The organism is Blastococcus sp. SYSU D00669, assembly GCF_054050715.1.
The window spans coordinates 1-11,525 of sequence record NZ_JBJGZV010000031.1; the positions used below are offsets into that span (position 1 = coordinate 1).

Here is an 11,525-nt window from a genome sequence, read left to right on the forward strand (position 1 = left end):
CGAGGACCTCCGGTTCGTGAGTGGGTGCCTTCAGCAGCTCCACTCCACGTCCGGAGGTCCTCCTCCACAAGATCAGCAGTCAGATCTCGTGGTCACACGTCCTCGACCAACGTCTCTGGTCAGTACAACTAGCTCAGCACCACCGCAGCCCGGGCCAGAAGACACCACTCGTCCGGGGCGCAATGGTTGGCCCCCCACCCACCACCAGCGTCAGCCCGCCGGGAGCGGGCAGACGCCAGCCCCTCGACCACGGCGCTCCCGGGCAGCCCGCCGTACGGGCTCCAGCCCTCGCCGTCCGCGCACGAGGGGTCCCGGCGGGTCGGGCGCTCGGCCAGCGCGGCGTCCCGACCGCCCGCGGCGGCGACCAGCGCCGCGACGCGGGCGCGGGCCTCGCCCGCGTCCGGCGTGACGGCCGGTGTCGCCGTCGGCGGCGCGGGCGGTCCGCAGGAGGGCCACGCGATGCTCGAGGACGAACTCCGTGAAGCCGTCGTCGTCCTCCGCCATGTCCCCTCACCACGGAACGGCTCCCCCGGCCGGCAGGACGCCGGCCGTGCAGATCACGACCCCCGCGGCCACCAGCACCCGTTCCCACCAGGCGAGCGGTCCGTCGTCGGGGGGCGGCGGGGACCGGTGGGCGCGGCGCACACCGGTGAGACGCCGCGACCCCGCACGCCGCCCGTGGCTGGACACCCAAGTGCAACCGTGGTTGCATCGGCGCCGTGACGGCGGCGGCTCCCGGCGAGTGGGTGCTCCTGGCCTACCGCCTCCCCCGCGAGCCGTCCGGGCCGCGGACGACGCTGTGGCGGCGGCTCCGGCGGCTCGGGGTGGCCCAGCTCGCCGACGGCCTGGTGGCCCTGCCCGCCGACGCGCGCACGCGCGAGCAGCTGGAGTGGCTGGCCGGCGACGTCGTCGAGGCCGACGGGACCGCCGACGTCTGGCTCGCCCGGCCGACGTCGGAGGCGCAGGAGCGCCGGCTGGCCGCGGGGATGGCCGCGGCCCGGGCGGCGGAGTACGGGGCGCTGGCGCAGGAGTGCCGCGAGGCGCTGCACGCCGACCCGGCGGAGCGCCGCCGCGCGCTGCGCCGCCTGCGCGGCGAGTGGCGGGCGATCGACAAGCGCGACTTCTTCCCGCCGGCCGAGCGGGACACCGCCGCAGCGGCGCTGCGCGAGCTCGCCGACGCGGTGGCCGCCGCGGAGACGGCGGTGGCGCGGTGAGGTGGGCGACCCGGGCCGGCGTGCACATCGACCGCGCCGCGTGCGCCTGGCTGATCCGGCGCTTCCTGGACCCCGAGGCGGAGTTCGTCTTCGTCTCCGACCCCGCCCAGGTGCCCTCCGACGCCACGCCGTTCGACATGCGCGGCGCCGAGCTGGGCCACTCCGGCGGCGACTGCTCCTTCGAGACGATCCTCCGGCGCCACGGGATCACCGACCCGGTGCTCTGGCGGATCGCCGAGATCGTGCACGAGGCCGACCTGGACGACGAGCGCTTCGACGCCCCCGAGGCCCGTGGGCTCGACGTCGTCCTGCGCGGGCTGTCGATGACCGGCACCGACGAGCGCACGCTCGCCGTCTCCGGGCCGGTCTTCGACGGCCTCTACGAGTTCCACCGCCGCCGCCTGCTGCTCGGCCGCGAACCGGCCTGACCCGGAGGACGCATGGACCCCGACACCCGCCCGGCGCAGCAGACCGGGGTGCCGTTCGGCACCGCGGTGCGGGCCTGGTTCCTGATCTCGCTGCAGACCTTCGGCGGTCCGGCCGGCCAGATCGCGGTCATGCAGCGCACCCTGGTCGACGAGCGGCGATGGATCGGCCAGCGCCGGTTCCTGCACGCCCTCAACTACTGCACGCTGCTGCCCGGGCCCGAGGCGCAGCAGCTGGCCACCTACGTCGGCTGGCTGCTGCACGGCACCCGCGGCGGCCTGGTCGCCGGGGGCCTGTTCGTCCTCCCCGGCGTGGTGGCCCTGCTGGTGCTCTCGGCGGTCTACGTCGCCTTCGGCACCACGACCGCCGTCACCGCGCTGTTCACCGGCCTCGCCGCCGCGGTGCTCGCCATCGTGGTCCAGGCCGTCGTCCGCGTCGCGAAGAAGGCGCTGGACAGCCCGGCGCTGGTCGCGATCGCCGTGGCCTCGTTCCTCGCCCTCGCGCTCTTCGCCGTCCCGTTCCCCGTGGTGGTGGCGGTCGCCGGGCTCGCCGGCTGGGCCCTCGGCCGGTGGCGGCCGGCCGCGCTGCCGCAGAAGCGTGCGGCGGAGGGCCCGGACGCCGGCCCGCCGCCGGTGGTCTCCGACGACGTGCTGCACCACGAGACCCCCAGCGCCCGCCGCACCCTGCGGGTGCTGGTCGTCGGGCTGCTGGTCTGGGGGCTGCCGGTCGCGGCGGTCGCCCTGCTCACCGGTGCCGGCAGCGTGTTCACCGAGCAGGGGCTGTTCTTCTCCGGCGCGGCGGTGGTCACGTTCGGCGGCGCCTACGCGGTGCTCGCCTACGTCGCCCAGCAGGCGGTGCAGGTCTACGGCTGGCTCTCCCCCGGCGAGATGGTGCGCGGCCTGGCGTTGGCCGAGACCACGCCCGGTCCGCTGATCATGGTCGTGCAGTTCGTCGCGTTCCTCGGCGCCTACCGCGCACCGGGCGACCTGGACCCGTGGGTCGCGGCCGTCCTGGCCTCGCTGCTGGTCACGTGGGTGACCTTCGTGCCGAGCTTCCTGTTCGTGCTGCTCGGCGCCCCGTACATGGAGCGGCTGCGCGGAAACCGGTCGCTGTCGGCGGCGCTGTCGGGCATCACCGCGGCGGTCGTCGGGGTCATCGCGAACCTCGGCGTCTACTTCGCCGTCCACACGCTGTTCTCCGAGACCGTGGCCGTCGACGGCGGTCCGTTCGCGCTGGAGCTGCCCGATCCGACCACGCTGAGGTGGGTGCCCCTCGTCATCGCCCTGGTGGCCGCGGCGCTGCTGTTCCGGGTGCGGTGGTCGGTGCTGCGCACCCTCGGCGTCTGCGCCGTCCTCGGGCTCGCCGCCGGGCTGGCCGGGCTGCCCCTCGCCTAGCGTGCCCTAGCGTTCGCGGGCATGTCGCACCCCCTCGCCGTCACCGGCGCGACCGGCCGGCTGGGCGGGCGGATCGCCCGCCGCCTCGCCGACGCCGGCCTGCCCCAGCGCCTCCTCGCCCGCGACCCGGCCCGCGCCCCGCAGCTACCCGGCGCCGAGGCCGTCCGGGCGGCGTACGCCGACGCCGACGCCGTGCGCACCGCCCTGGCCGGCCTGCCGACCGTGCTCATGGTGTCGGCCGCCGAGACCCCCGACCGCGTCGACCAGCACCGCACCTTCGTCGACGCCGCGGCGGCGGCCGGCGTCGAGCACCTCGTCTACGTCTCCTTCCACGGGGCCGCCCCGGACGCGACGTTCACCCTGGCCCGCGACCACTGGGCCACCGAGGAGCACGTCCGGGCCTCCGGCCTGCGGTTCACGTTCCTGCGCGACAACCTCTACGCCGACTTCTTCCCGCAGATGATCGGGGACGACGGCGTGCTGCGCGGCCCGGCCGGCGAGGGCCGGGTCGCCGCGGTCGCGCAGGACGACGTCGCCGACGTCGCCGCGACCGTGCTGCGCGATCCCGCCCCGCACGCCGGCCGCACCTACGACCTCACCGGGCCGGAGGCCTTGACCCTCGCCGAGGTCGCCGAGGTGCTCGGCCGCGTCACCGGGCGGGAGGTGCGCTACGTCCCGGAGACGGTCGAGGAGGCCTACGCCTCGCGCGCCTCCTACGGGGCGCCGGACTGGCAGGTGGCCGCCTGGGTGTCGACCTACACCGCGATCGCCGCCGGGGAGCTGGCCGGTGTCAGCACCGCCGTCCCCGACCTCACCGGGCACCCCGCCCGCACGCTCGAGCAGGTGGCCCGCGCCGCGACGTTGTGATCGACGTCCGCCCTGGGTATGGGCGGGGTCGCCGCTGAACACCAGGAGGCCGACGATGTCCATCCAGTCCAGCTCCGAGGGCGTCCCGCCCGTCGCCGCCGGCGACGCGCAGGACGACATGATCGACCGCGCGACCGAGGACGGCCAGACCGTCGGCGCCGCCGACGCCGCCGAGGACGCCCGGCGGGCGGGCGCCGACCGCGACACCCCGCTGCGGGACACCGTCGAGGAGGGCGCGCTCGACGCCGGCGCGGACGCCGAGCGCGCCACCGACGGCGGCGAGGCGGTGGGCGCGGCCGACGCCGAGGCCGACCGCCTGGCCGCCGGCGCCGACGACCGCGGGTGATCGACGTCGTCCTGTTCCACCACGCCCGGGGGCTGACCGACGGCGTCCGCCGGTTCGCCGGGCGGCTGTCCGCCGGCGGCCACCGGGTCACGGTCCCCGACCTGTTCGACGGGGCGACCTTCGGCTCGATCGACGAGGGCGTCGCGCACGCGCAGGAGATCGGGTTCGGCACGGTGCTGGAGCGCGGGGCCGCGGCCGTGGCCGACCTGCCGCCCGAGACCGTCTACGCCGGCCTGTCGCTCGGCGTCCTGCCGGCGCAGCGGCTCGCGCAGGAGCGGGCCGGTGCCCTCGGCGCGCTGCTGCTGTTCTCGGCCGTGCCGGCCGCGGAGTTCGGGTCGTGGCCCGACGGTGTCGCGCTGCAGCTGCACCTCGTGGACGACGACCCGTGGAGCGAGGAGGACCGCCCCGCCGCCGAGGAGCTGGCCCGCACCGTGCCCGGCGCCGAGCTCTTCCGCTACCCCGGCACCGGCCACCTGGTCTGCGACGACAGCCTCGACGACCACGACCCCGCGGCGACGGAGCTGATCGTCGAGCGCTCGCTCGCCTTCCTCGACCGGTGCGGTCGCGCCCGTGGCGCCGGGCTACCGTCCGGGGCGTGACGACGACGGAGCCGGGGATCCAGCGGGCGGAGGTGGGCGGGCTCGAGCTCGCCTTCGAGACGTTCGGGGACCGCTCGGACCCGCCGGTGCTGCTGGTGATGGGCCTGGCCACGCAGATGATCGGGTGGCCGGACGAGTTCTGCCGCGGCCTGGCCGACCGCGGGCTGTTCGTCGTCCGCTTCGACAACCGCGACATCGGCCTGTCCACCCACCTCGACGACCGCGGGGTGCCCGACCTCGGCGCCGTCCTCGGCGGCGACCGGTCGACGGTCCCGTACGCGCTGGCCGACCTCGCCGACGACACCGTCGGGCTGCTCGACGCGCTCGGCCTGGACAGCGCGCACGTGGTCGGCGCCTCGATGGGCGGCATGATCGCCCAGCTCGTCGCGATCCGGCACCCGGCGCGGGTGCGCAGCCTGACCTCGATCATGTCGACGACCGGCGACCCCGCGGTGGGGACGCCGTCGGAGGCGGGCATGGGCGTGCTGTTCGCACCGCCGGCCACCGACCGGGGCAGCGCCGTCCAGCGCGCGGTCGACACCTACCGGGTCATCGGCTCGCCCGGCTTCGAGCTCGACGAGGCGGCCGTCCGCGAGCGCGCCGGGCTCTCCTACGACCGCCGGTACAACCCGGCCGGCGTCGCCCGCCAGCTCGCCGCGATCCTGAGCACGCCCGACCGCACCGCCGACCTGGCCGCGGTGGGCGTACCCGCGCTGGTCGTGCACGGCGCGGAGGACGCCCTGGTCGACGTCAGCGGCGGGCGGGCCACCGCCGCGGCGATCCCCGGCGCCGAGCTGCTTGTGGTCGACGGGATGGGCCACGACCTGCCCCGCGCCGTCTGGCCGGAGCTGACCGACCGGATCGCCGGGCTGGTGCAGCGGGCCGAGCGGGCTTGAGGGGTCACTCGGGGAGCAGCGGCGCGTAGGCGAACCAGACCTCGTCGAGCTCCTGGGCGGTGTGCCCGCCCTCCCAGTCGGCGTAGACGGCGAACAGGTCGAGCTCGCCGTCCCAGAAGGTCAGGAACAGCCACGGGGTCGCCGAGGCGGCCGGGCTGCGGAACAGCCCGCCCTCCTCCTCGCCGGAGGGCCCGGTCCAGGTGCGGCTGCCCGGCTCGGCGATGTCGCGGATCTCCTCCACCCGCGCGTCCTGGGCCGCCACGTCGGGGAACTGGAGGACCTCGACGTAGAGCCCGTTGGGGTACTCGCAGAAGACGAAGGCCTCGAGCGTGTCCACGGTGTCGATCTCGCAGGTGGCGCCCATCCAGGCGGCCGCGCCCGGCTCGGGCCCGACGAGGTCCGGGAAGGCCTGCCCGATCGCCCACGCCTCCTCCCACGGACCCGGGGCGAAGACCTCCTGCTCCGTCACCGTCGACCGGCCGGCGCCGTCGTCGTCCAGCGCGACCACCCCGTACACGTGGTCACCGTTCTCGGGGACCACGTCGGTGAAGGTGGTCTCGGGGACGTCGGCGGCCACCACCTCGCCGTCGCGGAGCACCTCGTACCGCTCCGCGCCGTCGACCGCCTGCCAGCTGACGACGACGTCGGGGCCCTCGACCGTCAGGGTCACCGCTGCCGGGGCGTCGAGCGGGGTGACGAACGGGTCGGCGGCCACGGACTCCGACCGGTCGCCGTCCTCGCCGACGGCGACGACGGAGTAGCGGACCTCCGTCGCCCCCGGGGCCTCGGGATCGGGCCAGCTGGTCTCGGTGGTCGTGCCCAGCAGGTCGGCGTCGCGGTAGACCTCGTAGTTCTCCGCGCGGGGCGCGGCCTCCCAGCTGACCACGACCCGGCCGTCGTCGTCGGCGTCCACCGCGACGGCGCCGGGCTCGCCGACACCGCGCAGGAGCAGGAAGACGACGACACCGGCCGCGACGACGAGGGCCAGCCCGGCCGCACCGAGGGTCCACCAGAGGCCCTTCCGGCTCGTCCCCCCGCCGCCACCCGGTGTGCCGAGCGACCCCCAGGACCGCGCCGGCTGCTGCCAGGCCGGCTGCTGCTGCCAGGCGGGCGGCTGCGGTTGCGCCTGCTGCCAGGGCGGCCGGTCCGGCGCCGCCGGCGGAACCCCCCACCCGGGCTGCTGACCACCCCAGGGCTGCCCGGGCGGCCAGCCCTGACCGGCGTACGGATCGCTCACGCCGCGCTCCCGCTCGCTCGAGGCCCGCACCGGGCCGACGGCGGTCACGCTATGTCACCGGGGCCGCCAGCGGCAGCGTCGTCGGTCCCGCTGTCACCCGTCCGGGCGCAGCGGTCAGCTGGTGAGCAGACCGCCCTCCACCGGCAGCGTGGTCCCGGTGACGTACCCACCGGCGTCGCTCACCAGGAACAGCAGCGCCGCGGCCAGCTCGTCGGGCTCGCCGGGGCGGCCCACCAGGACGCGGGGCAGCTGCGAGTCGAGGTAGCCGGGCTGGTAGCTGTCGGTCATCTCGGAGGCGAAGAAGCCGGGGGCCAGCGCGTTCACCCGGATGCCCCTGCGGCCGGTCCACTGCTGGGCGAGGTCGCGGGTCAGGCCGATCAGGCCGGCCTTGCTGGCCGCGTAGGCCGCCTGCGGGAGCCCGGCGGTGGTCAGGCCCAGGATGCTGGAGATGTTGACGATCGAGCTGCCGGGCTGCATGACCCGGCCGCAGGCCTGCGCCATCCAGTAGCAGCCGTTGAGGTTCACGTCGATGACCTGCCGGAACTGCTCCGGGGTCTCCCGGGTCGCCGGGACGGCGGTGCCGACGCCGGCGTTGTTGACCAGGATGTCGACCTTGCCGAACTCGGCCATCGCCGCGTCGACCAGCGCCTGGCAGTCCTCGGGCACCGAGACGTCGGTGCGCACGGTGAGCGCCCGGCGGCCGGCCTCCTCGACCAGGCTGCGGGCGTGCCCCAGCCGGTCCTCGCGGCGGGCGGCCAGGACGACGTCGGCCCCCGCCTCGGCCAGCGCCCGGGCGAAGTCGACGCCGAGGCCGGAGGACGCCCCCGTCACGATCGCCACCCGGCCGTCGAGCCGGAACAGGTCCAGGATCGTGCGGTCCCTCACGGAAGGTCCCCTCTCGTCGCGTGCCGTCGACCTGACGGTAGGTCAGGTGTTGCACAGGTCACCCGGCGGGTAGACCGCGCACCCGGCGGGCTCGAGGGGGAGAGATCGATGGGCAACCTGGCGCAGAACCTGCTCGACACGGCGGAGCGGCACGGGGACCGGCCCGCGCTGCGCATGGACGACGCCGTCCTGACCTACGCCGAGTTCCGCGACGCCGCCGCCCGCGTGGCCGCGTTCCTCGCGCAGCGCGGCATCGCGCCCGGTGACCGGGTGGGCATGGTGCTGCCCAACGTCGTCGCGTTCCCGGTGCTGTTCTACGGCGCGCAGCTGGCCGGCGCCGCCGTCGTCCCGATGAACCCGCTGCTCAAGGCGCGCGAGGTCGAGTACTACCTGCGCGACTCCGGCGCCCGCCTGGTGCTGGCCGCCGAGCAGGTCGCGCAGGCGGCGACCGAGGCCGCGGCCACCGTCGGCGTCGAGGCCATCGCCGTCGACCCCGTGCTGCCCGAGCAGGCGATGGCACCCGACGGGCTCCCCGAGGCCGTCGAGCGGGCCGACGACGACCCGGCGGTGATCCTCTACACGTCGGGGACCACCGGGCCCCCGAAGGGCGCGGAGCTGACCCACGCCGGGCTGCGCAGCAACGCGCGCACCACCACCGAGACGCTGCTCGAGGCCGGTCCGGACGACGTGATCATGGGCTGCCTGCCGCTGTTCCACGTCTTCGGCCTGACCTGCGCGCTCAACGCCGGCGTGCTCGCCGGGTCGCTGCTCACCCTCGTCCCCCGCTTCGACGGCGCCAAGGCGCTGTCGGTGATCGGGCGCGACCGGGTGACGGTGTTCGAGGGCGTGCCGACGATGTTCGCCGCGATGCTGCACGCGCCCGAGGCCGGCCAGGCCGACGTCTCGAGCCTGCGGCTGTGCGTCTCCGGCGGCTCGGCCATGCCGGTGGAGGTCATGCGCTCGTTCGAGGAGACCTTCGGCTGCATCGTGCTGGAGGGCTACGGGCTGTCGGAGACCTCGCCGGTGGCCTCCTTCAACCACCCGCACGCCGAGCGCAAGCCGGGCTCGATCGGCACGCCGATCCGCGGGGTGGAGATGCGCCTGGTCGACGACGACGGCCGCGACGTCGGCCGGGGCGACGTCGGCGAGATCGCCATCCGCGGCGAGAACGTGATGACCGGCTACTGGGGCAAGCCCGAGGAGACGGCGAAGGCGATCCCCGACGGCTGGTTCCGCACCGGCGACCTCGCCCGCCAGGACACCGACGGCTACTTCTTCATCGTCGACCGCAAGAAGGAGATGATCATCCGCGGCGGCTACAACGTGTACCCGCGGGAGATCGAGGAGGCGCTCTACGAGCACCCCGCGGTCGCCGAGGTGGCCTGCGTCGGCGTGCCGCACCCCGAGCTCGGCGAGGAGGTCGCCGCCGCCGTCGCGCTGAAGCCCGGCGCGACCGCCGAACCCGACGAGCTGCGCGAGTGGACCAGGGCGCGGGTGGCGGCCTACAAGTACCCGCGGCACGTCTGGCTGGTCGACGCGCTGCCCAAGGGGCCGACCGGCAAGATCCTGCGCCGCGCGGTGGAGGTCCCGGAGGGCGTGCGATGAGCGGACACGGCCGTGGGCACCGCAGCGAGGAACGAGCGAGGAGCGGAGCGGCCCGCGGGAGCGATGTGGCATCGACCGGTCCCCGGTGGCGGCAGGCCTACGACGCCGTCGACAGGGCGGTGACGCCGCGGGCGGAGGCGTTCGTGCGGACGCCCGGGTTCGCCCAGGGGGCCGCCCTCGTGCAGCGGGCGCAGAAGCTGGCACGGGACTCGGCGCGCGGGCTGACCGCCCGGGCCTGGCACCTGCTCAACCTGCCCGCCGGCTCCGACGTCAGCCGGCTGCGCGCGCAGATCGGCGCGCTCGACCGCGAGGTCCGCCGCCTGAACTTGCAGCTGGAGACCGAACGGCGCCGGGTCCCCCGGACGACCACCGACCCGACCAGCGTGGAGGACCTCCGTGCCGACGGTGCCGAGCCCGCAGACGATCCTCGACCGCGTCCGGCGCGACGTCGAGCGCAACGCCCTGCGGGCCCGTAACGGCATCAAGCTCGCCGCGGGCCTGGACCGGCCGGGCGTCGGCCTGAGCCCCAAGGACGTCGTCTGGCAGCGCGGTCGGTGCCAGCTGTGGCACTACCGCAGCGACCCCGACGTCACCGGCGGAGTCCGCTACCGGCCGCCGCTGCTCGTCGTCTTCAGCCTGATCAGCCGCAGCTTCGTCCTCGACCTGGCACCGGGGAACAGCTTCGTCGAGCAGTTGCTGGCCGCCGGGTTCGACGTCTACCTGGTCGACTGGGGCGAGCCGGACGAGCGGGACGCGCAGAACCGGCTCGAGGACTACGTCGACGACTACATCCCCGCCGCGGTCGACCGGGTCCGCGAGCTGTCGGGCTGCGACGAGGTCAACCTGTTCGGCTACTGCTTCGGCGGCGACCTCGCCCTGCTGTACTCCGCGCACCACCCCGACGCGCCGCTGCGCAGCCTGACCGTGCTGGCCACCCCGGTCGACTTCCGGCACATGGGCCCGCTGGCCGACCTCTTCCGGGTGGGCGGCCTGGAGGTCGACGACGTGCTCGACGAGAACGGCAACGTGCCGCCGTCGGTCGTCGTCCAGGGCTTCCGCAGCCTGACCCCGACCGCCGAGGTGACCCGCTACGTGACGCTCTGGGAGCGGCTCTGGAACGACGAGTACGTCGCGGCCTACCAGGCGATGACCGGCTGGTCCGACGACCACGTGCCGTTCCCCGGGGCGGCCGCCCGCGAGACCGTGCGGATGCTGGTGCGCGACAACGGCATGCTCACCGACCGGCTCACCGTGGCCGGCGACCCGGTGCACCTGCGGGACGTCACCGTGCCGTTCCTGACCGTCCGGGCCGACCGCGACCACATCGTGCCGCCGGCGGCGACCGCCCCGCTCGTCGACCTGGTCGGCTCCACGGACAAGCACGAGCTGTGCCTGGACGCCGGCCACATGGGCCTGGTGGTGGGGCGGACGGCGGCGCGGACGACGGTGCCCACGATCCTGGACTTCCTCCGCCGGCGCAGCGAGGAGGCCGCGTGACCGCCGTCGTCCCCCTGGCGGCGGAGGACTGCGAGGCGCTGCTGCGCTTCTTCCGCGAGCTGCCCGAGGGCGACCGCACGTTCATCCGGGAGGACGTCACCGACGCCGAGACCGTCCGGTCGTGGACGACCGGCGGTGATCGCTGGGTCGCCCGGGACGGCGACCGGATCCACGGCTACGTGGCCGTGCTGCGGCTGCCCGGCTGGTCCGACCACGTCGGCGAGGTCCGGCTGGTGCTGGCGCCGGACGCGCGCGGCCGGGGGCTCGGCCGCGACCTGGCTCGGCACGCGCTCGTCGAGGGGGTGCGGGCCGGGCTGACCAAGCTCGTCGTCGAGGTGGTCGCCGAGCAGGGTGCCGCGCTGGCGCTGTTCACCGCGCTCGGGTTCAGCGGCGAGGCGCTGCTGCGCGACCAGATCCGCGACCGGGAGGGCCGGCTGCGCGACCTGATGGTGCTGGCCCACCACGTCGACGAGACGTGGTCGGGCATGGACACCGTCGGCCTGCCCGAGGAGCTCGGCGCGGACCCGGGCTGACCGGCTCGGGTCAAGTCCGGGCGGCC

Annotated in this window: 13 protein-coding genes; 11 read left to right on the forward strand and 2 right to left on the reverse strand. The window is 75.5% G+C overall.

Annotation, left to right across the window (positions count from 1 at the left end; genetic code table 11):
• Window positions 1-719: 719 nt before the first annotated feature.
• The 7 genes from ACI8AF_RS19660 to ACI8AF_RS19690 are packed head-to-tail and all read left to right on the forward strand — an operon-like array spanning window position 720 to window position 5,742.
• Window positions 720-1,214: a Chromate resistance protein ChrB gene (locus tag ACI8AF_RS19660; protein ID WP_456541433.1), complete on the forward strand. Its 495-nt coding sequence runs from the start codon at window positions 720-722 to the stop codon at window positions 1,212-1,214.
• Window positions 1,211-1,642, forward strand: a complete 432-nt coding sequence (locus ACI8AF_RS19665) for a chromate resistance protein ChrB domain-containing protein (protein ID WP_456541434.1) — start codon at window positions 1,211-1,213, stop codon at window positions 1,640-1,642. Before ACI8AF_RS19660 ends, ACI8AF_RS19665 begins: the two co-directional genes overlap by 4 nt.
• A gap of 12 nt (window positions 1,643-1,654) precedes the next feature.
• The gene (chrA, locus tag ACI8AF_RS19670) at window positions 1,655-3,034 is read left to right on the forward strand and encodes a chromate efflux transporter (RefSeq protein WP_456541435.1); all 1,380 of its coding nucleotides are present in this window, start codon (window positions 1,655-1,657) and stop codon (window positions 3,032-3,034) included.
• A 21-nt stretch (window positions 3,035-3,055) separates the two neighbouring features.
• A complete protein-coding gene (locus tag ACI8AF_RS19675; protein ID WP_456541436.1) occupies window positions 3,056-3,901 on the forward strand; it encodes an SDR family oxidoreductase in 846 nt (281 codons plus the stop codon).
• A 55-nt stretch (window positions 3,902-3,956) separates the two neighbouring features.
• Window positions 3,957-4,247, forward strand: a complete 291-nt coding sequence (locus ACI8AF_RS19680; protein ID WP_456541437.1) for a hypothetical protein — start codon at window positions 3,957-3,959, stop codon at window positions 4,245-4,247.
• Window positions 4,244-4,846 (forward strand): dienelactone hydrolase family protein, encoded by a 603-nt coding sequence (locus tag ACI8AF_RS19685; RefSeq protein WP_456541438.1) that lies wholly within the window; start codon window positions 4,244-4,246, stop codon window positions 4,844-4,846. The genes ACI8AF_RS19680 and ACI8AF_RS19685 overlap by 4 nt, the downstream gene beginning before the upstream one ends.
• Window positions 4,843-5,742: an alpha/beta fold hydrolase gene (locus tag ACI8AF_RS19690; RefSeq protein ID WP_456541439.1), complete on the forward strand. Its 900-nt coding sequence runs from the start codon at window positions 4,843-4,845 to the stop codon at window positions 5,740-5,742. The genes ACI8AF_RS19685 and ACI8AF_RS19690 overlap by 4 nt, the downstream gene beginning before the upstream one ends.
• Before the next feature lie 4 nt (window positions 5,743-5,746).
• Here the strand turns inward: ACI8AF_RS19690 and ACI8AF_RS19695 are convergent, their stop codons facing one another.
• Complete coding sequence (locus ACI8AF_RS19695) at window positions 5,747-6,979, reverse strand: fibronectin type III domain-containing protein (RefSeq protein ID WP_456541440.1); 1,233 nt, start codon at window positions 6,977-6,979, stop codon at window positions 5,747-5,749.
• Between the two features lie 114 nt (window positions 6,980-7,093).
• Entirely contained in the window at window positions 7,094-7,864 is a 771-nt protein-coding gene (locus tag ACI8AF_RS19700; RefSeq protein ID WP_456541441.1) for an SDR family NAD(P)-dependent oxidoreductase, read from the reverse strand.
• A 108-nt stretch (window positions 7,865-7,972) separates the two neighbouring features.
• Here ACI8AF_RS19700 and ACI8AF_RS19705 point away from each other — a divergent pair, with 108 nt between their 5' ends.
• The 4 genes from ACI8AF_RS19705 (at window position 7,973) to ACI8AF_RS19720 (ending at window position 11,499) form a co-directional block, all read left to right on the forward strand.
• Window positions 7,973-9,469: a long-chain-fatty-acid--CoA ligase gene (locus ACI8AF_RS19705; RefSeq protein ID WP_456541442.1), complete on the forward strand. Its 1,497-nt coding sequence runs from the start codon at window positions 7,973-7,975 to the stop codon at window positions 9,467-9,469.
• Window positions 9,470-9,534: 65 nt separating this feature from the next.
• On the forward strand, window positions 9,535-9,945 hold the full coding sequence (locus tag ACI8AF_RS19710; protein ID WP_456541443.1) for a hypothetical protein: 411 nt from the start codon (window positions 9,535-9,537) through the stop codon (window positions 9,943-9,945).
• On the forward strand, window positions 9,866-10,966 hold the full coding sequence (locus ACI8AF_RS19715) for an alpha/beta fold hydrolase (RefSeq protein WP_456541444.1): 1,101 nt from the start codon (window positions 9,866-9,868) through the stop codon (window positions 10,964-10,966). Before ACI8AF_RS19710 ends, ACI8AF_RS19715 begins: the two co-directional genes overlap by 80 nt.
• Window positions 10,963-11,499, forward strand: a complete 537-nt coding sequence (locus ACI8AF_RS19720; protein WP_456541445.1) for an N-acetyltransferase family protein — start codon at window positions 10,963-10,965, stop codon at window positions 11,497-11,499. Before ACI8AF_RS19715 ends, ACI8AF_RS19720 begins: the two co-directional genes overlap by 4 nt.
• Window positions 11,500-11,525 lie beyond the last annotated feature (26 nt).